The 23,238-nt window shown below is 43.5% G+C and carries 27 protein-coding genes; 13 read left to right on the top strand and 14 right to left on the bottom strand.

Annotated elements, in window-relative coordinates; translation table 11 throughout:
- Positions 1–42 precede the first annotated feature (42 nt).
- Positions 43–1,146 (bottom strand): hypothetical protein, encoded by a 1,104-nt coding sequence (locus tag MSSIT_RS00545; RefSeq protein ID WP_048169111.1) that lies wholly within the window; start codon positions 1,144–1,146, stop codon positions 43–45.
- A gap of 301 nt (positions 1,147–1,447) precedes the next feature.
- On the opposite strand from MSSIT_RS00545, the gene MSSIT_RS00540 reads away from it, so the two are divergent.
- From MSSIT_RS00540 to hisC, 5 genes are all read left to right on the top strand, one after another.
- Entirely contained in the window at positions 1,448–1,930 is a 483-nt protein-coding gene (locus MSSIT_RS00540; protein WP_048169107.1) for a PUA domain-containing protein, read from the top strand.
- 485 nt (positions 1,931–2,415) lie between these two features.
- Entirely contained in the window at positions 2,416–3,408 is a 993-nt protein-coding gene (locus MSSIT_RS00535; RefSeq protein ID WP_231590254.1) for a polymer-forming cytoskeletal protein, read from the top strand.
- A 131-nt stretch (positions 3,409–3,539) separates the two neighbouring features.
- Positions 3,540–3,725: a hypothetical protein gene (locus MSSIT_RS00530; protein ID WP_048169102.1), complete on the top strand. Its 186-nt coding sequence runs from the start codon at positions 3,540–3,542 to the stop codon at positions 3,723–3,725.
- A 92-nt stretch (positions 3,726–3,817) separates the two neighbouring features.
- Positions 3,818–5,005: an acetylornithine transaminase gene (locus MSSIT_RS00525; protein ID WP_048169100.1), complete on the top strand. Its 1,188-nt coding sequence runs from the start codon at positions 3,818–3,820 to the stop codon at positions 5,003–5,005.
- A complete protein-coding gene (gene hisC / locus MSSIT_RS00520; protein ID WP_048169098.1) occupies positions 4,986–6,086 on the top strand; it encodes a histidinol-phosphate transaminase in 1,101 nt (366 codons plus the stop codon). The genes MSSIT_RS00525 and hisC overlap by 20 nt, the downstream gene beginning before the upstream one ends.
- 55 nt (positions 6,087–6,141) lie before the next feature.
- Here the strand turns inward: hisC and MSSIT_RS00515 are convergent, their stop codons facing one another.
- The 4 genes from MSSIT_RS00515 to artA form a co-directional block, all read right to left on the bottom strand.
- A complete protein-coding gene (locus MSSIT_RS00515) occupies positions 6,142–6,498 on the bottom strand; it encodes a dihydroneopterin aldolase family protein (protein WP_048169096.1) in 357 nt (118 codons plus the stop codon).
- Positions 6,499–6,763: 265 nt separating this feature from the next.
- Positions 6,764–7,525, bottom strand: coding sequence for an archaetidylserine synthase (locus tag MSSIT_RS00510; protein ID WP_231590252.1), 762 nt, complete (start codon positions 7,523–7,525; stop codon positions 6,764–6,766).
- A complete protein-coding gene (locus MSSIT_RS00505; RefSeq protein WP_048169093.1) occupies positions 7,509–8,135 on the bottom strand; it encodes a phosphatidylserine decarboxylase in 627 nt (208 codons plus the stop codon). Before MSSIT_RS00505 ends, MSSIT_RS00510 begins: the two co-directional genes overlap by 17 nt.
- A gap of 5 nt (positions 8,136–8,140) precedes the next feature.
- Positions 8,141–9,010 (bottom strand): archaeosortase A, encoded by an 870-nt coding sequence (gene artA / locus MSSIT_RS00500; RefSeq protein WP_048169091.1) that lies wholly within the window; start codon positions 9,008–9,010, stop codon positions 8,141–8,143.
- Positions 9,011–9,840: 830 nt separating this feature from the next.
- On the opposite strand from artA, the gene MSSIT_RS00495 reads away from it, so the two are divergent.
- From MSSIT_RS00495 to priL, 4 genes are all read left to right on the top strand, one after another.
- On the top strand, positions 9,841–10,257 hold the full coding sequence (locus MSSIT_RS00495) for an NUDIX domain-containing protein (RefSeq protein WP_048169089.1): 417 nt from the start codon (positions 9,841–9,843) through the stop codon (positions 10,255–10,257).
- Positions 10,235–10,549 carry a transcription factor S gene (locus MSSIT_RS00490; protein ID WP_048169087.1) on the top strand — a complete coding sequence of 105 codons (315 nt, stop codon included), beginning with the start codon at positions 10,235–10,237 and terminating at the stop codon, positions 10,547–10,549. Before MSSIT_RS00495 ends, MSSIT_RS00490 begins: the two co-directional genes overlap by 23 nt.
- A gap of 309 nt (positions 10,550–10,858) precedes the next feature.
- A complete protein-coding gene (locus MSSIT_RS00485) occupies positions 10,859–11,596 on the top strand; it encodes a DNA polymerase sliding clamp (RefSeq protein ID WP_048169085.1) in 738 nt (245 codons plus the stop codon).
- Between the two features lie 7 nt (positions 11,597–11,603).
- Positions 11,604–12,719 carry a DNA primase regulatory subunit PriL gene (gene priL, locus MSSIT_RS00480; RefSeq protein ID WP_048169083.1) on the top strand — a complete coding sequence of 372 codons (1,116 nt, stop codon included), beginning with the start codon at positions 11,604–11,606 and terminating at the stop codon, positions 12,717–12,719.
- A gap of 67 nt (positions 12,720–12,786) precedes the next feature.
- Here priL and MSSIT_RS00475 read toward each other — a convergent pair whose 3' ends face one another.
- Entirely contained in the window at positions 12,787–13,251 is a 465-nt protein-coding gene (locus MSSIT_RS00475; RefSeq protein ID WP_048169080.1) for a glyoxalase/bleomycin resistance/dioxygenase family protein, read from the bottom strand.
- A gap of 278 nt (positions 13,252–13,529) precedes the next feature.
- Between MSSIT_RS00475 and MSSIT_RS00470 the strand changes: the two genes are divergently transcribed.
- Complete coding sequence (locus tag MSSIT_RS00470) at positions 13,530–14,297, top strand: SDR family oxidoreductase (protein ID WP_048169078.1); 768 nt, start codon at positions 13,530–13,532, stop codon at positions 14,295–14,297.
- A 236-nt stretch (positions 14,298–14,533) separates the two neighbouring features.
- On the opposite strand, the gene MSSIT_RS00465 is transcribed toward MSSIT_RS00470, so the two are convergent.
- The gene (locus MSSIT_RS00465; RefSeq protein WP_048169077.1) at positions 14,534–15,853 is read right to left on the bottom strand and encodes a cobyrinate a,c-diamide synthase; all 1,320 of its coding nucleotides are present in this window, start codon (positions 15,851–15,853) and stop codon (positions 14,534–14,536) included.
- 386 nt (positions 15,854–16,239) lie between these two features.
- On the opposite strand from MSSIT_RS00465, the gene moaA reads away from it, so the two are divergent.
- Complete coding sequence (gene moaA / locus MSSIT_RS00460) at positions 16,240–17,244, top strand: GTP 3',8-cyclase MoaA (protein ID WP_048169074.1); 1,005 nt, start codon at positions 16,240–16,242, stop codon at positions 17,242–17,244.
- 110 nt (positions 17,245–17,354) lie between these two features.
- On the top strand, positions 17,355–17,516 hold the full coding sequence (locus tag MSSIT_RS23865; RefSeq protein WP_187151838.1) for a hypothetical protein: 162 nt from the start codon (positions 17,355–17,357) through the stop codon (positions 17,514–17,516).
- A 238-nt stretch (positions 17,517–17,754) separates the two neighbouring features.
- Here the strand turns inward: MSSIT_RS23865 and surE are convergent, their stop codons facing one another.
- A complete protein-coding gene (gene surE, locus MSSIT_RS00455) occupies positions 17,755–18,558 on the bottom strand; it encodes a 5'/3'-nucleotidase SurE (RefSeq protein WP_048169072.1) in 804 nt (267 codons plus the stop codon).
- Positions 18,559–18,939: 381 nt separating this feature from the next.
- Here surE and MSSIT_RS00450 point away from each other — a divergent pair, with 381 nt between their 5' ends.
- Positions 18,940–19,530, top strand: a complete 591-nt coding sequence (locus tag MSSIT_RS00450; protein WP_052721459.1) for an acetate uptake transporter — start codon at positions 18,940–18,942, stop codon at positions 19,528–19,530.
- A 425-nt stretch (positions 19,531–19,955) separates the two neighbouring features.
- Here the strand turns inward: MSSIT_RS00450 and MSSIT_RS00445 are convergent, their stop codons facing one another.
- From MSSIT_RS00445 to MSSIT_RS00425, 6 genes are all read right to left on the bottom strand, one after another.
- On the bottom strand, positions 19,956–20,228 hold the full coding sequence (locus tag MSSIT_RS00445; protein ID WP_048178912.1) for a hypothetical protein: 273 nt from the start codon (positions 20,226–20,228) through the stop codon (positions 19,956–19,958).
- 444 nt (positions 20,229–20,672) lie between these two features.
- The gene (locus MSSIT_RS00440) at positions 20,673–20,945 is read right to left on the bottom strand and encodes a nucleotidyltransferase family protein (RefSeq protein WP_048174392.1); all 273 of its coding nucleotides are present in this window, start codon (positions 20,943–20,945) and stop codon (positions 20,673–20,675) included.
- 184 nt (positions 20,946–21,129) lie between these two features.
- Positions 21,130–21,282, bottom strand: coding sequence for a nucleotidyltransferase family protein (locus MSSIT_RS24415; protein WP_231590243.1), 153 nt, complete (start codon positions 21,280–21,282; stop codon positions 21,130–21,132).
- Positions 21,282–21,413: a hypothetical protein gene (locus MSSIT_RS25165; protein ID WP_261788964.1), complete on the bottom strand. Its 132-nt coding sequence runs from the start codon at positions 21,411–21,413 to the stop codon at positions 21,282–21,284. Before MSSIT_RS25165 ends, MSSIT_RS24415 begins: the two co-directional genes overlap by 1 nt.
- A 228-nt stretch (positions 21,414–21,641) precedes the next feature.
- Positions 21,642–22,076: a nucleotidyltransferase substrate binding protein gene (locus tag MSSIT_RS00430; RefSeq protein ID WP_048169066.1), complete on the bottom strand. Its 435-nt coding sequence runs from the start codon at positions 22,074–22,076 to the stop codon at positions 21,642–21,644.
- Between the two features lie 49 nt (positions 22,077–22,125).
- On the bottom strand, positions 22,126–23,223 hold the full coding sequence (locus MSSIT_RS00425) for a potassium channel family protein (protein ID WP_197080315.1): 1,098 nt from the start codon (positions 23,221–23,223) through the stop codon (positions 22,126–22,128).
- Between the last annotated feature and the right edge of the window lie 15 nt (positions 23,224–23,238).

Here is a 23,238-nt window from a genome sequence, read left to right as displayed (position 1 = left end):
AGGTAAGTTTACAAGACCGATATATATAAAAATTTTGTTATTTTATTCCAGATCCAGCCCCGAAGAGACTTTTACAGCATCTAGTTCCGGAGTATCAGGAAGAGAAAAATCGAATATTATGAGTTCTGAGACATAGTTCACAGTGAAACTGTGCCAGCCTGCATTAAATACATTGGAAAACAGCTGAATAAGGGTTAAAACCACGCTCTCTTCAGAATAATCATGCCGTATTTTTATCTGCTCTTTTCCTTTCTCGGTACATATTTCCACATCGTTTACCAGCTGGGGGGCAACTACCAGGTATTTAAAGAGCGGGAGAAGTTCCGAAAGAGGGATTTCACGGAGGGAACGGTCGGCTTTAAGCTCAAAATATTTTGTTATATCTGGAAGCTTTCCGGCTACAAGAGCTTCAAAAAGACTCTTGTCCAGATTTACCCTCTGGTAATTGAACTTTGTATAAAGTTCTGCAAGGGTTACCCAGAAATCGGGTTTTCGTTCAATTTCCCTGTACAGGAGATCCTTAGCACCGAAATGTTTCCTGACGCCGGGACTTATACTCTGGCTGTCATGCCGGACAAAATGAATCAGGTACACGGTAACCGAATTGGACTTCCGGTGCAGAGCCTCTACATCCAGGTCCATCCAGCGGGAGAGGAAAATACAGACAGTTTCTACGAGGAGCTCACGAAAATCCCTGTCTCCGCCAACGAAATCCATGGTAAAAGATTCAGGTACGACTTCTCCCCTGAAAGAACAGGAGACTTCTATTTTCCAGCCCGTGGTTTTACTGGTGCTGTTAAGGAACTCCTTTAACCCGGAAACTGTAGTAAGGAGATAAGGATTGAGCAGTTCATGCACAACATCCTCGTCCATGAGTCTGCCAGCACTGTTTTTCACAAGCCATTTCATAGTCTGCTGGTTTATCATTACGCATTCGCCGTTCTGAATAAGCTGTTCCCTTACCTCAGAAGATTTCCTATTTTTCAGATCCCCGGTTTCCTCTGGGATTTGGGAACGTTCAGAGTCAAGGCTGACAAGGTCAATGACTTCACGTATAGCTGCACTCAAATTCCCTCCATGTTTTTCCAGCAGGGGCTGGAGTTTCTGGAGGTGAACCTCATCTAAAGAAACGTTTTTGCGAATCAACAAAATCCTCGAATTCCCTTTTTAAGTTGTGGCTACTCTGGAGAAATTCCTACCTGCAGAATTAAATACCTGAGGGGTCACTTGACTCGGATTCGGACCCCCTTTCAAATCAGGAAAATGACTTTTCAATTTACATTATTATGAAATTTGCACTTCCAGACAGTTATTGTTAGAAATTGTACAAAATATAAATAATTTATTATTTCATCGGGAAAATATAAATTTGCTTCTTCCAGAGGATTTGTTTTTGAAAGTCGGATGACCGGAACGGCTTTAAGTCCTGAATATATTAGTTAGCCTCATGAACAGCAACGTAGAAAGACTTTCAAGAGTCCGTATGATTGCGGATTACCAGTTCGGGAAAGGTACGGGAAAGAAACTTTTTCCAGATGGATCAACGTTTCAGTTATCCCGAACAAAAAGAGTACGTCAAGTCTATTTCTCAGGCAAGAGGATTGCAACGGCCAGAGCAAAAGACGGCTTTTTCACGCTCAGTATTGAAGGAGCTGCCATAGTCCACAGGCTTCGTCCAGAAAAAAGGCTCCGAGTAGTCGTTTCGGAAGACGCCGCTCCTTTTGTGGAGGCTGGAAAAACAGCTTTTGCAAAGCACGTAGTCGAGATCGACCCCGAACTCCGCGCAGGAGAGGAAGTACTGGTCACAGATAAAGCAGACAGGCTGCTTGCGACAGGGCAGTTGCTCTTATCCCCTGCAGAGGTCCTGGCTCTTGACAGCGGTGCAGCCGTAGATGTACGAACAGGAATTGCTTCGAAAAAAAAGGAATAAACCTTTCAGGCCCCGAAAGGCAACAAGTAAATCATAAAAAATTGGATTAAGAAAAGATTGGATTAAAAAAGAAAAATAAATTCTAAATCTGATACGGGAAGGCAAAAAGTATTTTAACTTTTTACGCAAATTTTCATATAGCTGGATATAATATATAAAGAGCCATTCTTACTGCTCAAAAATGCCAGACTGAACGGAAAAAAATGGATAAGAATATATCGTAGATAGTTATTTTTGAATGAATACTACTCGCAAAATAAATAATTGTATTTTTAACCCTGCGATTTTAAAAGCAAAACTGTACCAGATTATAAAAAACAGTTTCCCCGGAGAGTGAAAGCATCCCAGAACAAGAGCAGATCCTAAAACACCTTCTGGTTCCCGATAATACCAGAATAGACACAAGCAGGATTGTAGTTGAGGGAGACATTATTGTCGGAAATCACTCCAGCATCCAGTACAGCATATCCGGGGATATGGTCATTATGGGAGAAGGAGTGGCCGTTTCCGGAGATGTGGTAGCTCGCTCTGATACCAGGATTGACATGTGGTCAAAAATGGGGAGCAATGTGGAAGTCGGCAAGAACGCCTATCTGGGAGAATTCGTTAGCATTGAGGGAAAACTGACCGTAGAAGGGGACCTGGACGTAGGCAAGGAAGTCAAAATCAAAGGTGGATTTGTAGCCAAAGGCTGGATCGTTGTAAGAAACCCGGTCCCTGTAATCATGTTTTTATTCCTGTATATAAAGGAAATGATGCGCCTTGGAAGGGGAGAGGAAATCGAAAAAGCCCTTGAAGAGCTTTTTGACGAATCCGAAGAGGAATATGAATCCGAAAACAGGGAACCCGCTGAAAAAATACTTATCATACCCACAGGCGCAAAAATCACGCCCGAAGCCATGGAAGTCGGGGGGGATGCAGTTATAGGAAATAACTGTTATCTGATAGGAAACCTGAAGGCACAATCTGTAGAAACCGGAAAAGCCCTGGTCCTGAAAGGAAGCATTTATTCCGAAGGGAAGATCAACATAGGAGAAAACAGCACTATCTATGGGAATCTATCTTCAAAAGGACAGGTAAATATTGGCCGGAACACCAAGGTCTTCGGAGGAATAAAAGCAGAGTCCGTCTTACTTCATGAAAACGCAAGGGTAGAAGGCACTATAAAGGCACCTTCAGGATTATCTTTCTTAAGGGATGCTGCAGAAATGCCAGTTCTTGCAGAAGTTAATGCTTTGGGAAAAGTGATTCCGAGAGAAGTCAAGGAACCCGTACCCCAGGACGGGATTCTGAAAGCTCCGGACATAATCGAGATTGACTCGCTCATTAAAACCAGTGCAAAAGCTAAAAACGGCTTTATACCTGGCAGGGAAGGGATGTCTGCCAGGACCGTGGTACTAGGGAGAACCCGGCGTACTGGCGGAGTGAGAAGACTGAGAAGAAGACACGAAGCCGGAGAGCATCAGAGCCGATCATAATCCCGGCTTAAGTCCGAAGCTCCTGAAACCAGAATCTTCCGCCCGGGATTTTTCCAGATGGACTGCTCCTGAAATATCGAGTCTTTCTGTGAATCCTGATTTTGTACTTGCGCAGGAAAATTACATAGAACATGGGAAATGGTGCAGAAAATTTCTATTTTCAGAGAAAGGGCAGCAAATGGCCAGCGCCAGCAATATTCTCAGAGAAGCAGGGAATTATCCGGTCTCCGGTGAAGGTAGGAGAAAAGCTTAAACTGAGAAGTCTATTAATCAGGGAATTATTAAAAACACAGTTGAAACCAAAAACAGCTGGATAAAACAGCTGAAATACTAATTAAAATCCAGAAAAAATTACAATATTAACCTTTAAAATAAGCTTATAATCACAAATTCAAGGAAAGGAATTCACTTGACAGAAAACATTATTGAATCAGGGGACCCGCAGGCAAGGTACGATTCCGTTATAGAAAAAGACTCAAAATATGTAATGCAGACATACGGGCACCAGCCCCTTGTGCTTTCAAAGGGTAAGGGGGCGGTTGTCCAGGATATTTACGGAAAAGAGTATATCGACTGCGTTGCAGGCATCGCGGTAAACAATGTAGGGCACTGCCACCCAGCAGTTGTTAAAGCAATCCAGGCACAGGCAGAGAACCTGATTCACGTTTCAAATCTCTATTATACCGAAATCCAGGCAGAGTTTGCGGAAACCCTTGCCTCGATTACAGGGATGGAGCGCGTCTTTTTCTGCAACTCGGGAGCCGAATCCGTAGAAGCTGCAATGAAACTGGCTCGTCTGGCTACGGGAAAAAGTGCTTTTGTAGCAGCCGAACACTCCTTCCACGGGAGGACTATAGGAGCCCTCAGCGTGACCCACAAAAGCATGTACAGGGACCCCTTCATGCCGCCGGTAAGCTCCGAAACCGCCTTTGTACCGTATTCCGATGCCGAAGCTATCAGGCAGGCAATTTCCGAAAACACCGCAGCAGTAATTCTTGAGCCCATTCAGGGAGAAGGCGGGGTAAACATACCTGGCCCCGGATACTTAAAAGAAGTAAAGGAGATCTGTGATGAGACCGGCACTCTCCTGATCTTTGATGAAGTACAGACCGGTTTTGGAAGGACAGGCACCTGGTTTTGCAAAGAGCAGTTCGGAATTGAACCTGACATTATGAGCATGGCAAAGTCAATAGGTGGTGGCTTCCCCATGGGCGCCATTGCAGCCCGCAACGGGATCAGCTTCGGGCGCGGACAGCACGCTGCTACCTTCGGAGGCGGGCCGCTTGCCTGTGCAGCCGCTCTTGCATCGGTTAAGGTGATAAAGGAAGAAAAGCTTCTCGAGCGCTCAAAGGAAATGGGAGCTTATTTCAGGGAAAAGCTTGCCGGCATGGCAAGGGATGATGTTGTGGAAGTCCGTGGAAAAGGGCTCATGATAGGCGTTGAGATCAAATACCCCTGCAGCAAATTTGTTGACTTTGCAAGGGAGCAGGGTGTGCTTGTAAACTGCACCTCGGAATCGGTACTCCGCCTTGTCCCCCCACTTGTGATTACGAAAGAACAGATCGATACGGTAGTTGATGTTCTTGAGCAGGCCTGAACTGATAAAAAAAGAAATATTTGAGATCGCAGAGTACATTCCCGGGAAATCCATAGAAGAGATAGCTGCCGCCTACGGGCTTGATCCGACAGCGATTATCAAACTCGGTTCAAATGAAAACCCCCTGGGGCCCTCCCCAAAAGCTATCCGGGCTCTCGTAGAGGCTGCCCCCGGAGCAAATATTTACCCTTCAGCCGATGCGCGAGAATTAAAAGAAGCCCTCTCGAAATACACCGGTTTTCCGGTATCGAACATCGTCGCTTCCGGTCCCGGGATGGACGGGCTGCTTGACGGGCTTTGCAGGATAATGATTGACAGGGGAGACGAGGTTATTGTTCCCACCCCCACCTTTTCCTATTACGAACTGCCTGCCAGAGCCTGCGGGGGAAAACCTGTGTTTGTCAGGCGGAACCCCGACTTTTCCCTGGGACCTGAAAAGATCCTCGGAGCCGTCTCGCCCAGGACAAAGATCATTTTTCTCTGCTCCCCAAACAACCCTTCAGGCAACCTCCTTCCCGAAGCCGACCTGAGGAAAATCTTAGAAAATACCCACGCTCTCGTGTTTGTGGACGAAGCATACGTCGAGTTTGCAGACCGGGACCTTGCAGGGCTTGTAAGGGAATATGACAACCTTGCGGTTGGGAGGACTTTCTCCAAGGTGTTCGGGCTTGCAGGCCTGCGCCTTGGCTATGGAATATTACCTGAATGGCTCTCAAAAGAGTATTTAAGGGCAGCCACCCCGTTTTCTGTAAGCCTTCCGGCATTAAGGGCGGGAGTAGCCGCACTTTCGGATACGGACCACCTGAATAAAAGCATAAATCTTGCAAGGGAAGGCAGGGAATACCTGAGGAAAAACATCCCGTTTACGGTTTATCCGTCACAGGCAAACTTCGTGCTCGTAGATGTTGCCCCCCTGAAATCAAAAAAGGTCTCAGAAAGCCTTATGAAAAAAGGAATAATCGTGCGCCCCTGTGATTCTTTCAGGGAAGCCGGAGACTCCTTTATCAGGGTAACAGTCGGCACCCCCGAACAGAATGAAAAGGTAATCAGAGCTTTTGAAATTGCAAAAACAGAGGTTTGAACACCTCTGTTTATCTTAATTAAGATTTAATTTTTCTTAGGTTTGGCTTTCAATTTTATTCTAAACTTTCAATTTTCATCAATGGATAATTCAGTTCGGAGTCGAATTCCATTGCAACTTTCACCCGTGAAGAGCAGTATTTTACAATGATTTTAACATCAAGCATGGGACCCTGAAGCTCGGTGTATCCGAACTCGCTGTTTAGCTTACTCTTCAAGAGATCCCGGTCAATTTTCACGGAGATACTTTCCACAAAAGGCTGAACTGAAATGCTTTCCTGAATAGCCTGCTCAAGGCTCGAAGCTGTTTTAAGGTTTACCGGGGAACCCGTAAACTGATGGTAGAGAGCTCCCAGTTTTATTCCTGCTTCGAAAAGTGCGTTATCCCTATCGGTTATTTTATTTGCAGCCAAATAAACTTCTCCTTTTCAATCCAATACGCCTTGTTTATCCAAAGCCCTTACTAATCCAAATTAATCTTACCGATTCAATCAATCCCTGCTGATACAATGTAATCATGACGAACCAATGCGCGTCTGTTAATTCGATCTGCCCTGTTGATTCAATGTGCTGTGAGAAATTAGAATCAAATACCAGTTATTGAGTGGTTAAATGTAATTTAAGTGTGAATATTTAAGTTCGAAACTACAGGAAACTACAGTAATATTTAAACTGCCTTTACTGCTTTTCATTTCTCCCTCCGGCTTTCAGTCCCTTTTTGTTCCCCTGCTCCTTACTGTTAACAGGGCTGATCAGAGGGACCTTCAGGAAAGGAGAAAACAGGTAAGTAAGCATAAGAATGAAGGGCAGGAAAGAAAAAAGCCGCATGTACTCCAGATCAATAAAGTACAGAAGAATAGTAATCCCGAAAACCGCAGCTACAAAAGCAAGGACCCTGGTATCCCGGATCTTGGGATAACTTACGGAACTCACCATAAGGATAGAAAGAGCTAAAGTCAGAGCCAGCAAAAAGGCTATACCTACGATACTTTCTCCAAGCAAAAGATAGGTAACCAGCATAATACAACCTGCGGTGATGGGGAGTCCTTCAAATCCGGGCTTCGAGGTAGATATCGTAGAATTGAAACGGGCGAGCCTTAGCACTCCGCATACAGCATAGAAAGCTGCAAATATCGCGACAAGAGGATCCTGTTCTCCGAACTCCAGGAAGATGAGAAGAGCGGGAGCGACCCCAAAAGAGACTGCATCGGCGAGGGAGTCGAGTTGCTCCCCGAGTTCTCCTCCTTTGAACCTGCGGGCGATGTATCCGTCTGCTCCGTCTGCAATTGCCGCAATCAGGAGTAATATCAAAGCAAAGCCAAAAGAGTTACTCTGAGCAGCTACTGCAATGGAGCCAATCCCGCAGATCAGGTTCAAAAGAGAAACCATATCCGGGAGCCTTAACATTTGAAATACGTTCATATCAAAAGTCCCTGTCATTCTTTATTGTTGCTATAACGCTTTTGCCTGCAAGCACCCGCTCCCCTTTACAGACGGTGATATCAAAATCATGAGGAATTGTTACATCGACTCTTGACCCGAAACGGATCATCCCGATACGCTGTCCCTGGTCTACAATGTCATTCACATTCGAATATGTGACAATCCTGCGGGCAATAGTGCCTGCAATCTGTGTGACCTCTACATCCCCGTACTTGCTATGAATAACGAACTCGTTTCTTTCATTCCTTTCCGAATCCTTACAAAAAGCAGGGAGATAGCCACCTTTCTTGTAGGTAATTTCCCTGATTATTCCGGAAATCGGAGCTCTGTTTACATGTACGTTCTGAAGAAACATAAAAATACAGATTTTCCTGTCCCTGATGTCGATAACCGTACCATCGGCAGGAGAAATCATATAAGCGTCAGAGATTTCTACCTTTCTTTCGGGGTCCCTGAAAAAGATAACCATAAAGAAAGTTAATGCCATCCCCATGTGAGCTACATGATTAAGGAATGGTAAACTATCCGTTGCCCGGGAGAGAATTGCAAACAGAGCAGTTACGGATGAAGCTGTGAAAAGCCAGGGTTCGGATCCTTTTGCAATCATTGATCTCAATCCTCAGCAAATCTATGCAGAAGATATTTCAATTCTTCGGAAAGTATTACCCAGAGGCCATCGATCATTCCAAGCAACTCAGGCAGAATTTTGAGTACTACATATGAAATTGCAAAGAGAGCGATCCCCGAACCTGCCTTCGCAATATAGTTATGGGCAATTACGAAACTATCAACCCCAAACCACTGTTCTCCATAGGCTATAACCACAAAAATATCTCTGATGAGGTTAAGCACATAGATCACAGGCACGGATACGATGAAAGCCATGACCAGACGGTTAAGGGGCGCTTTGACCGCGCCTATTAACCCCATAAAAAGAGCTATGCTTTCAATTGCAGTACAGGCAAGGATAATCTCAACAGTATAGCCGTTAAGAGTTATCATATTCCAGGCTTTCAAGGATGCCGGAATCTCGAAGTATTGAAGAACCCAGAGAACCTGTGAAGTAACATTCCCAATAATCCAGGTATTCAGGGTAGAAAAATTTGCAAACGGGAAATAAACAAGAGCTCCAAGAGCACTTGCACTCGTAAGCATCGAAGTTATGTCAAGGGACTCACCTTCACCAGGAGCTGAAATTTCCGAATGCACCACTTCTCTATTCTGTTTTATAAGAAGAGGACCTTCCCTGTACTCCCGAAGCATGGTATATGCAACAAGTAAACATAACAGGGCAAATAAAAATGTAAGGACCACATTAGCATAGTCCTGAATCTCGATGTAGTGGAGAGGCTGGTAACCCCAATGGATGGAAAACACACCCCATCCTATTCCCCCTACCAGTTTACGAACCCTTGAGGTCCTGGGAATAACGGATGACGCAATCATTAACCCGACTGCGAGCCAGAGTACACTTTCTATCATTTTTCACGCACCTTTTTGTCCGGGCTCAAGAAATTCCAAATTCCCTTTTTCTTCTGTGATACTGGAAGATCCCGAACAAGTTCTGAAGTTTCCGGAAAGTAGAACATGAAATTCCCTAAAATAATTAATAGATTTCCATAGAGCTTCTATAAATGACTTGAAGTTTTTATGATTATAAGTATAAAGGAATTCAAAGCTTATGGATTTTATTGACATAACGAACCTACAGCCAGCAGATTCATGGCCTTATGAATTGTTACTCCTTGAAAAGCTGTGACAGGGCACTGGCAAATGCATACCTTATTGCAGATCATACGCACCTGGAATAACTCTGATATATAAATACCTGCGCAGATTTCTATAGTCAGCATATGAGGAGATTGGGAACCCTGTAGATAGGTAACAAATTCCTATTATAGAAAAATAACGATTATAAAGGACCTCTATTTATAAGAAAAATACTCCGGATATATAAGAAAAATACTCCGGACATATAAGAAAAATAATCTGAGCAGAATGGTTCTTAAAAAAGTAATAAAGAACTTTTTGGGAACCTGCAAAAGAGAAACATTTAATAAAGACTACTGTGTAAGTGGCTTTTTTGCTTTATGGAACTCGGCTCATAGCCCTGAGAACCGGAGAATAACTAGAAACAGAATTGAGAAAGGATAAAAAAGTTGATAAGAATAATTGAAATATGATGACGAGTTTCTACAATAGGCACTATACTAATATATTATTTATATGGCAAAGCCGCCACAAAAAGCTAATCAGGAAGGAGATTGGAAGAGGAAAAATATTTCCCGGAAAGTGAACTTTGAAGGAGTTTTATGAAACACAATACCCCAAACCTGACTGTTGACGCTGTAATTCTCTTTAAAAACAAGCTTGTTCTGGTGAAGAGAAAAAACCCTCCATACCAGGGAAAATTTGCCCTTCCTGGTGGCTTCGTTGAAATAGGGGAAAGCACAGAAGAAGCAGCTTCAAGGGAAGCTTTTGAAGAAACGGGGCTTTCCATAGAGATTCTCAAACTCATCGGTGTCTATTCCGACCCTGAACGCGATCCGAGAAGGCATACGGTCTCGGTGTGTTACCTTGCGAAAGGATACGGAGATCCGAAATCAGGATCTGACGCTGATGCCGTTGAACTTTTTGAGTTCGATTCTATTCCTGAGCTGGCTTTTGACCACAATAAAATGATAAATGACGCAAAAAGTGATATTGATGCAGTTCTGTCCCAAATGTAAAAGTATGATGTTTCCTAAAGACGGCAACTACCATTGCAGGAAGTGTGGAAACATAATACCGATTGAAAGTGATGCAGAGAATTTTGTCTCTAAAGCCAAGATTGATGATCATGAAGTAGTGGTACTCGAAGGGGAGCAGACGTCAGGCCTGCCAACAACGAATGTAAAATGCCCGGAGTGCGGGAACAACACTGCAGCCTGGTGGCTCAGACAACTGAGATCCGCTGACGAGTCCGAAACCCGTTTCTTCAAGTGTACAAAGTGCGGGTTTACGTGGAGAGAATACGACTGAATTCCATAATTTTTCTTCCGGCCTTTCTAAAAAACGTAGTTCTGGAAAATGTACTTTTGGAAAACTAATTCTCAGGTCAGAACTTCTTTTATGTTTCAGGTAGAGCCTGAAGCTTTCTGATTTTCTGACCAAGATTTATATAGTTGCCGGGACTTTGAATCTACTGGTTTAACCAGATTCCATATATGGCTACTTATTCCTATTAGGGGTTTTCCCTAAAAGGAAAAAAAGTCCCAAATTGTAAGGAAATTTATATATCCAAGGATAGATAAGGGTTTAAGGCTTAAATTTATTTGATGGAGAAGAATCATGTTCAAGGCAGCAATTAATGCAGAGCTTCTGAAAGACGCGATTGCCTCACTGGCTGTAATTGTAGATGAGGTTAGGTTCAAAATTAAACCCGAAGGGATTTCGGTAAAAGCAGTTGACCCTGCCAACGTTGCAATGGGAATTTTTGAACTTGGGTCATCGGCTTTTGAGGAATACAGCGCTGATGAGTGTGAGATAGGACTTGACCTGAACAAGATTACCGACCTTCTGGGAATTGCAGACAGGAACGATACAGTCAGGATGGAACTTGAAGAAGAAAGCAATAAACTCCTGATCGATGTAGGAGGGCTGTCCTATACTCTTTCCCTGCTGGACCCTTCAACAATCCGTGCGGAACCCAGAGTTCCCCAGCTCGAGCTGCCTGCCAAAGTTGTCCTGAACGGTGCAGACCTTAGGCGTGCCGTAAAAGCCGCAGAAAAGATAAGCGACCATATGCTCATGGGGGTCTCCGGAGATACTTTCTATATGGAAGCTAAGGGCGATACAGATCAGGTCCGCCTGGAAATGGGCAGAGACCAGTTAATCGACCTGAAAGCAGGTGAAGCCTGTTCCCTCTTCTCCCTGGACTACCTGACAGATATAGTCAAGCCCACAAACAAGGTAAATGAGGTTACTCTCTCTCTTGGCAGGGATTTCCCTATCCTGATTGACTTTGAAATTGCAAACGGTGCAGGTAGAATATCTTACCTCCTGGCCCCTAGAATAGAATCAGACTAAGGATGGCATGCAGGCCGAAAAACTTGCATATTACCCATTTATTTCAGAAGCATCTGCCCACGTTGAAAACCTGGGAATTTCCCTGGAAAGCCTGCTCAATTCACGGGCTTACAGGACCGCAAGAGCTCGCGGAATAGAAAGAGTAAAGGAAGCTCTTGAAGGGGAAATAAAAAAGTCCCCCGTATCAGGGGAAGCCCAGGTGCTCTCTGAACTCCTTTCCTATCCCTTTGCCAGGATGCTGGTCGCCTGCGTGGATGACCAGCTTTTTACCCGGCGCTACGCCCTCGCAGAAGCCAAGGCTGCCTATACTTTTTTAAGAAACGAAACCTCGGACTTTTTGCTCGAATTCGGAGAAGACTTCGGAATCTCGGCAGAAGTCAGAGACTCCCATTTCAGTATGCATTTTACGGACTATATCCGCTTTTCCAATTCCCTCAAAGACCCCTCATGGAAACTGACAAACCGCCAGTTCAGGGCAGGGAAGATAAGAATAACAAAAGAAGAGTTTGCAAGGCTACTTGAAGAGGCAATCAGGGAAAGGATTGAACAGTCCTTTCCGATCCCTGAAATTCCTCCCGAAGTCTCCGCTTTCTGTGCCCCCTATGTCGCCGAGATAAAGGAACAATTCGAGGTTCAGAAAAAGAAATTCGGAGCTACGGACTTCGGGGCAGTTGAGCCCGAACTCTTCCCCCCCTGTATTTCCCATGCCCTTGCAAACGTACAGGGAGGGGTCAACCTTGCCCATTCGATGCGTTTTGCAATGACCTCATTTCTTCTGAACGTAGGAATGTCCGTGGACGAGATCCTGAACCTCTTCAACGTCTCCCCCGACTTTGACGCGGAAAAAACCCTCTACCAGATCGAACACATAGCCGGAGCTACGGGGAACGAGTACAAACCCCCTGCCTGCGATACCATGCGGACATACGGCAACTGCATAGGAAAAGACGGACTTTGCGCAAAGATCAGCCACCCCCTCGGGTATTACGAGAGGAGGGTTTTCCTGAAAAATAAAGAAAGGGAAAAAGAAGAGGGAAAAGAAAAAGAAAACGAAGAGAAAAAGGAAAAAGAGGAGAAAAAGGAAAAGAAGAACGAAAAAGGGAATGAAATTAAAGAGAAATGAAATTAAAGAGAAATGAAATTAAAGAGAAATGAAAAAGGGAATGAAAGGGCTGCCAACCACTGGATGATTATAGGAACTGCCTGACAAATTCCTCAGACATTAAAGTGCGTTTTGAGGTTTCTTCGACCGACAACCCTTCATTCAGCAGTCTTTTTACCACACTTTCCATGGGTTCGCCAACCTCAACAATATGCATATCGGGATCGTAGAATCTGAGAACCCTCTGGCCCCAGGGCTGTTCTTTTAATCCGTGTACATATTCAATTGAATCCATATTTTTCAGCTTTTGAAGGAAATTATCTAAATCGGCCTCTTCAAAATACAATTCAGAATTATTTGATTTTTGGACGATATCGTTTTTGTTTATGTTTATTAAGTCTGAAAAATGCGACTTTAAGTGTATCGCAAAACCACCTTCAAATGATACGTTTTCACCAAAATCATACTGTACTTTTTGATTGAGAACCTTTTCGTAAAAGTTCCTGGAAATTTCCATATTATTGACAACAATAAGCGGACATATGAATTTCATCCTATTCCCTCCTTTTACAGTGAGCAAGATACCTGTATGGTTCATTCCAAATTATTGTTCATATACGGTTAAAAACTGTTCAACAAATCTTTTCAGTATTCATTCCAAGTATCCGTTCCGGTACATTACTTCAATTCCTAAAAATTACTTTGGTATTTATTAATCTCAGCCTAGCAGGCCGAAAGTATCAAATTCGAGGATAACACACAGTACAACATACGAACATTTAAAGTAAGTAAAGAACTCTAAAATGTAATGAAAAAATAGGGGAATGAGAAATGAAAAATCTATTTGATTTAACAGGAAAAGTTGCTATTGTAACAGGCGCTTCCTCAGGGCTTGGAGTAGAATTTGCCAGGGCTCTGGCAAATCAAGGTGCAAATATTGCTATAGTTGCACGCCGTGAAGAAAAATTAAAGGAAGTACAGAAGGAAATTGAAAAACTTGGAGTAACCTGCCGCTATTACCTCTGTGATGTAATGCAAACAGGCCAGATTAAGAATGCTGTGGAGCTGATAGAAAAAGACTTCGGCAGAATTGATATCCTTGTAAACAACGCCGGTCTCGGACTTATTGATGCTGCGGACAAAACAACTGATGAAATGTGGCACAATATGATTGATACAAACCTGAATGGTGTCTATTTTTTTGCCCGCGAAGTCGGGAAAGTAATGTTAAAGCAAAAACGTGGAAGAATCATTAACATCGGGTCAATTCACTCAACAGTGTCAATGAAAGGAATCCCGCTTACGGCTTATTGCTCGACAAAAGGCGGAGTTTTGATGCTCACCAAAGCTCTGGCAACCGAATGGGCAAAAGAAGGCATTACTGTTAATGCAATCGGACCCGGTTATTTTGCTCTCGGAATGGCCGAAGGAGTTGTTGCTGATCCTGAATTTGCAAAAATTATTGAATTTATGTGTCCGATGGGACGTGCGGGACAATCCGGAGACCTGGATACAACCGTTGTTTATCTTGCATCCGATGAATCAAAATATATTACAGGCCAGATAATTACAGTTGACGGCGGCTGGACAGCACTTTAACGCAAAAGGTTGTTGTATTTAAAAAGCTGAGTTCTTTAAAGAATCGAGTGTTATTTAAAGAGACAGTTTCGAACTTTTCAACCAAAAAAGAAAGAATAATACAGCAAGTAACAAGAGAGATTTGAACAGGAACTCTTTATCTCTCTTATACTACTTCAACTGCGTAAGCTCCTGAACTTTTACTCGAGTCCTGAACTTCTACTAGAGTCCTGAACTTCTACTAGAGTCCTGAACTTTTACCTTCTTTTATATTCCCTGCATTTTTGCACGAACTTATCTACCGGGAAGCTGGCAGGATGGGAGTGCATATACCCTGCAAGAGTGTTGTGTTCCAGAAGCCCGTCAAAACCGTCCTGTATGCCTTTTCCGCGGATCATTTCGTATGCAAACCTGGCATCTCTATCGCATTCCGTGATGGAATAATGGAATTCGTGACCCCGGATATTGCGAGAAGAGAAGTTTTTGTCAAGGGGGTGGGCTTCGGTGTATCCGAGAGCTTTCAGCCGGTTTGTCATGCGGGTATTTGCGGGCACGACATCGGCCAGTTTATAAGTCCTGTCATCGACCTCATAGGCTCCGCAGAGATAGAGCAAGCCTCCACATTCCGCATAGATGGGCAGGCCGTCGGCTGCAAGTCCTTTGAGTTTCCGGGTGCTTTCCGAATTTTCAAGGACTTCGGCATAGAGTTCGGGGTAGCCGCCTCCGAAGTAAATCCCGTTCACGTCCGGAAGCTCTCCTTCCATAGGGCTGAAAAACACAACTTCGGCTCCGTGGTCCCTGAAAGCATCGAACATGTCCCGGTAGTAGAAACAGAAAGCAGGGTCCCAGGCAACCCCGATCCTGAGGTCTGCCCCGGTCTGCGGACCTTCCACGAAATCCGGAACCGAACAGGGCTCGGCAAGTTCAAGCACTGCATCAAGGTCAACATTTTCTTCGATAAAGGCTGCCATTTCCGCAGTGTTATAGTCCTTTTCGTGCGCCATGTAGAGCCCCAGGTGCCTTGAAGGGACTTCGATTTCTTTCTTGCGGGGGATAGTGCCGACAACAGGAATGTTTCCTGGAAGCGAATTTACTACGAGTTCTACATGGCGGGGGCTTCCGACCTGGTTCAGGATTACGCCTGCAATCCTGACTTCAGGGTCGAATTCGGAGTAGCCCTTCAGAATAGCTGCGGTACTTCTTGACATTCCGTGGACATTGATAACGAGGATCACCGGGATATCCAGGGTCTTGGCCACATGTGCCGAACTTGCGATTTCCGTGGAGTCGATCCCGTCAAAAAGCCCCATGACCCCTTCAACGACAGCAACGTCAGCGTCTGCAGAGGTACGGGCAACTGTCTGCCTCACCCCTTCCGTTCCCATCATGTAGGTGTCCAGATTTCTGGAAGAACGCCCGCAAATAGCTGTGTGGTGGGAAGGGTCAATGTAATCCGGGCCTACCTTGTAAGGCTGGACTTTAAGCTGCCTGTGCTTTAGGGCAGCCATGATACCCATGGAGACTGTGGTTTTTCCAACTCCGCTATGGGTTCCTGCGATAAGTATTCCTTTTGTCATTTGGTACCTATTGGATAGATTAATATATATCAATTCGGCTGTAAAGGAGCACAGCAACTATTTATCTGTCAAAATAGATTTATTCTCGTATACTATAGCGCAGCTTAAAAAATGAGCTTGAAGAAACAAACCAGAAGAAATGAACTTGAAGAAAGCCGGAAAAAAAGTCAAACTTCAATATTTTTCTTCTGCCAGTTCCTGAAATAATATGCACTACCAATTTATATTAGCTGTAATTATATATTATATTGGCTAAAACATATCGCTAGTATATATTTTTTTAGCCATGATACTTTTGAAAATTTTAGGTGACCAGATCGGAATATCTGATTTGAATTCTACCAAAAAATATTATTACCTCGATAATATAAATACGCCGAGGAAATATGAAGGACAATAACTCAGGAAAAACTTCCCTGTTTCCGGAAGAAAAAGGAGAAAAAATCCTGGTCGACCCTTACGGGCGCAAAGTAACCGGGCTTCGGATATCCATCACTGACAGGTGTAACCTTTCCTGCATGTACTGCCATAATGAAGGAGCAGAGTGCTGTTCCTGCGGCCCGCTTGGGCACGAGATGAGCCCGGAACTGATCTGCGGAATTATCCGGGAAGCAGCAAAATTCGGAGTCCGTAAAGTGAAGTTCTCGGGAGGAGAACCGCTTTTTCGGAAGGACTTTGAGGAAATCCTTGCCTGCCTTCCTCCTCTGAAAGAGATTTCGGCAACTACAAACGGCGTCCTGCTTGAAAAACGTGCAAAAACCCTGAAGGCTGCGGGCCTGGACCGGGTAAATGTGAGCCTGGATTCCCTTGATCCCGAAAAGTATGAAAAGATTACCGGAGCTCCCCCAGGCACTCTTGAGCAAGTGATTAAAGGGATAGACAGCGCAGTTGAGGCCGGGCTGACCCCCGTAAAGCTGAATATGGTACTCCTGAAGGGCATAAACGACAATGAAATCGATGAGATGATGGAGTTTATCCGACCTTACGGAGGAAAAGTTATCCTGCAACTGATCGAGCTCATGAACATTGACCCGCAACTTTCAAAGTACACTATTGACTCGAAGGCACTCGAAAAAAGCCTTGAGGAAAGAGCAAGCGAGGTAAGAGTCCGGCACCTGCACCACCGGAAAAAGTACATAATCGACGGGGTTGAAGTGGAATTTGTGCGGCCAATGGACAATTCGGAGTTCTGCGCCCATTGCAGCAGGCTCAGGGTCACAGCCGACGGAAAGTTCAAGCCCTGCCTGCTTGTACAAGATAACCTTGTTGATGTCAGGGAAGCAAAGAGCCCCGAAGAGATCGAAAAACTGCTCAGACTTGCGGTAAGCCGGCGGAAACCTTACTATACTCCGGTTACAAGAATTACAAAATTGGAGAAGTGGCAAGAATAAGACAATAACCCGAAAAATAATAAAAATAGTGAAGAAGAGCACAAAATAAAAAGGAAGAAAAAAGGAAAGAAAGGAAAAGAAAGGAAAAAACCGCTATAAGGAGGAAAAAAGTGAAAATCGAACTTTTGGTAGATGACAGGAAAATCCCGATGAACGAATTTGTCCAGAAAATCGTCGGAAACGTCATTAAGGCAATGGTAGAGACCCTTCACACAATCAATAGCGACTGGAAGGAAATCTCCATCCATGTAGAACAGGACGAATCAAACTAAGAAAAAAGTGCAAATAAAAAACAGAAAACTTTTTCCGGAATAAAAAAGCGGTATTTATCCGGCAAATGATTCTATTCTCTTTTTTCATGTGAATTTATCTAAACCGGTTTATAGCCGGCATTAGATCAATGTTCTAGGTCATAGGTCTGGATCAGAGGTCTGGATCACAGTTCTAGATCAGAGGTCTGGATCAGAGGTCTGGATCAGAGGTCTGGATCAGAGGTCTGGATCATTATTCTCAGAGATATTTTTCGATCTCCGAAAACTCTATTCTTGCTGTTGAATCCAGGGAAATGGGTGTTATGGAAACGTGCCCTTTCTGCATAACAGCATGCACGTCAGTCCCGTCTTCTTCTTCCCGGATCAGGTCTCCTGCAATCCAGTAGTAGGGCCTGCCTCTAGGGTCACGACGCTCTTCCACGTCAGTCTTGAAGACCTTCCGCGCCAGGCGGGTTATTTCTATCGGGGTGTCTTCTTCAGCATGGTAAGGAATGTTGATGTTTAACAGGTCCACATTTTCAGGCATGCCGTACATGAGGACATTTCGAGCTACTCTGTTTACGATTTTGATCCCGGCTTCGAAGTGTTCCCTGTGGTAGTCCCTTGGATCATCGAACTTCTGGCCTTCGTCAAGCACCTGCATGGAAGCAGCAATTGCGGGAATGCCATAGCTTGCAGCTTCCAGGGCTCCTCCTATGGTTCCGGAGGTGGTAATCGTGTCCGTACTGATGTTTTCTCCGATGTTGAATCCGGAGAGTACCAGGTCCGGCATCTGCTTGAGGACTGTAAAAATCCCCAGAATTACGGAGTCTGTAGGGGTCCCGCCCACAGCATAAGCAGGTACGCCCCCTACATCGGTTTTCGTAATTCGAAGGGGCTCAAAGATAGAAATCGAACGTCCGACCCCGCTTTGCTGGACAGCAGGAGCCGAAATCGTAACTTCTCCGAGGTCCGAAACGCTGTCAAAGGCGGCTTTCAGACCTGTAGAATAAACACCGTCATCATTAGTAACAAGAATTTTTGGGGTCATTTGTTTTCCCATAAGTTTCAGGATGATTTAAAATTAATGGAAAAAGGCTGTGTGAAAGGAGAAAACAGAGGGAAATATACTATATTATAAATATTATAAAAATTAAAATAATATATGGAAAGCAATATATTTTAGAATAATATGTCCTGGAGGTGGAACAAACCGGAAAGCTCCGACACAAAATGAATAACAAACGGAAATAGAAAGGGGATTATCCCAGATTGTTTTTCTTTTCATCATATTCGTGACTCAAAAGGTTCCGTACAGGATCTTTCTGTAATGCTGATACCTGTTATCATCAAATAAGAATTAAAAATCTCCATCGAATCAAGAATTTCCGTCGAATCAAAAACTTCCATTAAAATTTCGGAGAAAATCCGGGGAGTGATATTGATGGTAGAAGCACAGGAAATAGTAGCAGACGTTCATGTAAGGGACAGGACCGCAAACCCTTCGCCTCTGGGATTTACGGGGCTTGGCCTTTCAGCAACCCTCCTGAGCCTTAGTTACATAGGTCTTTACCCTGTGGACTCGATGATAGTGTCCATGGCAATATTCCTCGGCGGCTTTGCCCAGGTCTTTGCAGGCTTAATGGCCTGGAAAAAAGGGAGTGTTTTCGGAGGAACGGCTTTCTGCGCATTCGGCCTGTTCTGGTTTTCCCTTGCAGGTCTTATACTCTTGCCCTCAATTGGCTGGATTGAAGGCCCGGAACCTATGTCCCTTGCAGCCTACCTCTTCTTCTGGGGAGTTTATACCTTCGTAATGCTCATAGCCACTCTGCAGTTGGGCAGCAAATCCATAATGTTCATATTCTTGACCCTCTTCGTGCTGTTCATCCTCCTGGCTATTGTAAACGCCACGGGAAACGCAGGCTTGCTTGTCGTAGCCGGCTATGTGGGGCTACTCCTGGGCCTTTCGTCCCTTTACGCCGCCCTTGGAGAAGTGCTTAATGACGCATACGGAAGGAAAGTTGTGCCGATCTGAAGATAGAAAAAACTGAAAGCGACAAAAGTAAAAACCAAGCGAAAGCGTGAAATTGAAAGCAAAAACTGAAAAGGCAAACTGAAAAGGCAAAAATACCAGAACAAAAAATAAAGCACAGGGCTGTTTGTTTAACATTTGCAAGCCCTGGTTCTTTTTGATTTGATAACGCTTCTTTTTGTATGACAGTGCTTTTTTAGTTAGAATGTTTTATTTTTGATCTGATTTTGATCTGATTTTTGATCAGATACTTCTTCTGGTTTGGGAATGTTCCTTCTTATGTCTATCAACTGGTCATTCAATTCTTATTCGATTCCAGTTCGCTTTTTGCACCTGAGGATTTTTGAAACAGGCGGGGTATCGGAGGAGGGTGCTTGATCCACCCTGTATTGATTATTTCAACCCCAGGCATTCAGGTGAAGTACACTTTAAAGCATATGTTTAAATGTGTATTCGTAAAGGTGATAAACACTTAAAGAGAACATTATCACCTTCATTGTTAGAAACTCCAGACTGTGAAGCCATTCCCCGATCTCCACAATCGTTTCCGGTTGTAAACTTTTCTTTTCCATTACGGTTTTTACAATTTCGTGTAAACTTTTTGCTAACATTTTGTCATAACCCCACTGATAATGTATTCCATCAGACGTTGACTCAGAGTATTCCCTGTTTGAAAATACCCTGTGCGAGATATATTCCAACACGGTCTCAAAAAGGAGCCTTCTGTTTAAAGACGTCCTTCATAGTATACACTATCCGACGTAATCTCAAAGAGGCATCCCCATATTGAAAATGCCTGTTTTACCCCACCGACTCTAGCTTTAGAAGCTTGTCATATTAAAAGTTGTTGAGCTTGTAGAAGAGAATTTTATATGATCACTCAAATAATATCCAGACCCTCCAATGAACCATTTGATCAAAAATTAAGAAAAAGAAGCTGAATATTAATAGTAAAAGAAGAGAAGCAATGAAAGCAGGATGGAGTTTATAAACCCGGGGTCGAAAAAAGAAGGCAACACCGGGTGTTTATTCCTAACCTGCATATGTCATGCAAAGCGAAACTTAAGCGCAAATCCGGTTGAGGACAAAAGAAAACGATAGAACTGAGTAGATCTAAAAGGCAAACAGAGAACTTCATTCTTCCTTCAAACTGCCACGACTTCCTCAAGAATATGCTTCCCAATGGCAGGTTTCAGGGCAGATTTCATCACCAGATCAACTTCCACGCCCAGAATCCCACTCAAGTAATCCTCAAGCTGAATGTACTCAAAAAAACCGGGAGCTTCCTCAAACTCAACCAGAATATCAAGGTCGCTTTCAGGCCCCTGTTCTCCCCTCACATAAGAGCCAAAAATCCCAAGGTAACTAACTTTATATTTCCTGGAAATCTCCGGCATATTCTGACGTAAAATAGCCATGAACCGAAAAGTTTCTTCAGGTAACTGAGAGGAGCCATCATCCTTCACGACTTTTCTCTTCCTTTAGAACTTGCCTTATTTTAGTATCCAATGGATCAAGCCTGTTCTTTATAATATCCCAGACGATTTCCGAATCTTTTCAATCGATTCAAGAATATCCTCGAAATAAAAAACAGAACTCTTCTCAGGCATACACAACTTCCTTCATGATGATGTCCTTCAGTTGTGGCCTGAGAGCATTTTCAGTAACGAGGTCAACTTCCCGACCAAATAGATCTTCCAGATAAAACTTCAGATCCATATAGTTGTCAAAAGTTTTCTGCCCTTCCTCAAACACTACGAGCACATCGAGGTCGCTATCCTTTTTTCCTCTCCTCGCGCAAAAGATCCGAATATCCCGATCCTTTTGACCCCGAACTTCTGCCGGATAAGTTTCTCATTCTCCTTCAAAGTCGAGATGGCATCCATAATTAGTACTCGGCTTCAATCTTTAAATATTTGTCTTGAAGCAGCTGCAGGCTGTAAAAAGCAAAAGAATCGAAAAACAGGGCATCATTAATAGCTGTCTCAAACCTGTCTTTCCCCGCGCCTCAGCGCGGCCAGAACGCAAAAACTATGAAAAAGCAAGAGAAAAGTGAACTCACCCCATTTTTAAGAAGCGAAAAGCAAATACTAACCAGTTTTATAACTTTATTTTTATTTTTCTTCCGGGCTCCCCGGAAAATCCAGTTCTACTCTTTCAACAACCCGCCTGCAAACCTCATCCATCAATTTCCAGTAATCTCCGACCTGCCGGTAGATTTCCTCTGCGACTTCCTCAAAATTAGAGTGTTCAGCGATATTCTTAATCTCCTCTCTCCTGTCGAGCATCTCAAGAGCCTGTACCGTTTCTTCTTCATCCATGAACTCAACCTTGAAAGTTCTTTTTATACAGGACTTTGGCGACTCACAAACAAATCCTTCATGGATGCAAAGGTAGTCTTTAAGGAGGCTGCAGAAGATTTCAACGCTGCGCTGGAATCTTAGCAAAGTGGCATCGCGGATGATGGGGGAGTAGGGTTCGGAGAGAATTTCGTGGAAAGAGGTAAGAGATTTTGTTGTGAGTTCGCGTTTGAGGTTCAGGTTTTGCATAGATCATTCTTTGATATCTGTTTGCTTAAAATTATCTGAACTTTCAGAATTACGGCCTGATAGTCACATTCGTTAAAGTTACCAAAAACAAACCTAGAGTCAGCCAGCCCAAAAATCCTTCAATCATAACCCATTTTCTGAATTTGTCTTTTGGATACCAATCTCCATAACCGATTGTTGCAAAGGTGACCATGCTGAAATAAAAGGCATCCCAGAAAGATACTTTTTGAGTATGCTTGTTTGGTTCTAATCGAGAAATACCTGGATTCGGCCAATCAATCGTGGGAATGAATCTTTGAAGCCTTTCAGGGAGTAATCTGCAAATACGATCTATTTTTTCTTCACTACGCAAAGAAATAGCAGGCCAACCTCGATAAAAAAAAGAGAATGATAGAACGATTAAACCTCCGAAACCAAATGCACGAAAGGGCTTCACACCATATCCGCAAGTAAGCCACATAAATATATCCCCACATTTTGGGAAAGAGATCCATGGCCATTCTTTTTGGAACAAAATCCACGATTTTTCCGCTTGACGGAGTTTTCGGTACTGGTAATATGCTGCGTCGGCTTCTTCAAACTGTTCAAGATTTCTAAAATTACGAACTAATTTTACATATGTTAGTCCATCAAAAACAAGTGAATTTTCAAGTGAATCCCATCTAACCCACATTTCTTCGAAATCAATACCATATAGTGAAATACTTTTGAATGTAGTATTTAAGAAGTAGGAAGAATCGCCAAAAGTGGCACCTATGAAGGAGGCAAAATCGCCAAAAGTTGTACATAGAAAATTAACTGTGGAAGTGAAATTTCCTTCAACAAAGAACAGAGATTTATTAAATAGTGCATTTGAAAAATCGAGATCATTCTCAAAAATTGAATTACGGATTTTTATATTACTTTCAACAACCTTTAAGTCTTTATTTACTCCATAACGTTTCAAATCTTCTCCATCAAAGAATCCGGATTCTAATAATTCACTATATTTTGGATTCGGAACAGTTTCAACTTCAATTTCACTTAAATTGAGTTCTCCAATTATGCGGCAGTCTGTAAGATTCACATCTTCCCCATTTTCTATTTGTTTTAAAATCTCACTTGCCCGAACATCCCTATATTCGGTTGCCAGACTAATTGTTGACATAGTAGTAAGTACTAA

It is taken from the genome of Methanosarcina siciliae T4/M (genome assembly GCF_000970085.1).
GTDB classification, from domain to species: Archaea; Halobacteriota; Methanosarcinia; order Methanosarcinales; family Methanosarcinaceae; genus Methanosarcina; species Methanosarcina siciliae.
The sequence above is the reverse complement of the archived record's forward strand: the minus strand, read 5'-3'. Positions and strand labels throughout refer to the sequence as shown.

Coding starts and splice junctions, on each gene's coding strand:
- surE (WP_048169072.1), bottom strand. CDS start 18,558: ATGGGAAAACAAATGACCCCAAAAATTCTTGTTACTAATGATGACGGT.
- priL (WP_048169083.1), top strand. CDS start 11,604: ATGCAGGCCGAAAAACTTGCATATTACCCATTTATTTCAGAAGCATCT.
- artA (WP_048169091.1), bottom strand. CDS start 9,010: ATGATAGAAAGTGTACTCTGGCTCGCAGTCGGGTTAATGATTGCGTCA.
- MSSIT_RS00470 (WP_048169078.1), top strand. CDS start 13,530: ATGAAAAATCTATTTGATTTAACAGGAAAAGTTGCTATTGTAACAGGC.
- MSSIT_RS00505 (WP_048169093.1), bottom strand. CDS start 8,135: ATGATTGCAAAAGGATCCGAACCCTGGCTTTTCACAGCTTCATCCGTA.
- MSSIT_RS00490 (WP_048169087.1), top strand. CDS start 10,235: ATGCAGTTCTGTCCCAAATGTAAAAGTATGATGTTTCCTAAAGACGGC.
- MSSIT_RS00430 (WP_048169066.1), bottom strand. CDS start 22,076: ATGCAAAACCTGAACCTCAAACGCGAACTCACAACAAAATCTCTTACC.
- MSSIT_RS25165 (WP_261788964.1), bottom strand. CDS start 21,413: ATGGATGCCATCTCGACTTTGAAGGAGAATGAGAAACTTATCCGGCAG.
- MSSIT_RS00450 (WP_052721459.1), top strand. CDS start 18,940: ATGGTAGAAGCACAGGAAATAGTAGCAGACGTTCATGTAAGGGACAGG.
- hisC (WP_048169098.1), top strand. CDS start 4,986: ATGTTCTTGAGCAGGCCTGAACTGATAAAAAAAGAAATATTTGAGATC.
- MSSIT_RS00425 (WP_197080315.1), bottom strand. CDS start 23,223: ATGTCAACAATTAGTCTGGCAACCGAATATAGGGATGTTCGGGCAAGT.
- MSSIT_RS00495 (WP_048169089.1), top strand. CDS start 9,841: ATGAAACACAATACCCCAAACCTGACTGTTGACGCTGTAATTCTCTTT.
- MSSIT_RS00485 (WP_048169085.1), top strand. CDS start 10,859: ATGTTCAAGGCAGCAATTAATGCAGAGCTTCTGAAAGACGCGATTGCC.
- MSSIT_RS00530 (WP_048169102.1), top strand. CDS start 3,540: ATGGGAAATGGTGCAGAAAATTTCTATTTTCAGAGAAAGGGCAGCAAA.
- MSSIT_RS00465 (WP_048169077.1), bottom strand. CDS start 15,853: ATGACAAAAGGAATACTTATCGCAGGAACCCATAGCGGAGTTGGAAAA.
- MSSIT_RS00440 (WP_048174392.1), bottom strand. CDS start 20,945: ATGGCTATTTTACGTCAGAATATGCCGGAGATTTCCAGGAAATATAAA.
- MSSIT_RS00540 (WP_048169107.1), top strand. CDS start 1,448: ATGAACAGCAACGTAGAAAGACTTTCAAGAGTCCGTATGATTGCGGAT.
- MSSIT_RS00475 (WP_048169080.1), bottom strand. CDS start 13,251: ATGAAATTCATATGTCCGCTTATTGTTGTCAATAATATGGAAATTTCC.
- moaA (WP_048169074.1), top strand. CDS start 16,240: ATGAAGGACAATAACTCAGGAAAAACTTCCCTGTTTCCGGAAGAAAAA.
- MSSIT_RS00510 (WP_231590252.1), bottom strand. CDS start 7,525: ATGACAGGGACTTTTGATATGAACGTATTTCAAATGTTAAGGCTCCCG.
- MSSIT_RS00535 (WP_231590254.1), top strand. CDS start 2,416: ATGGGAGAAGGAGTGGCCGTTTCCGGAGATGTGGTAGCTCGCTCTGAT.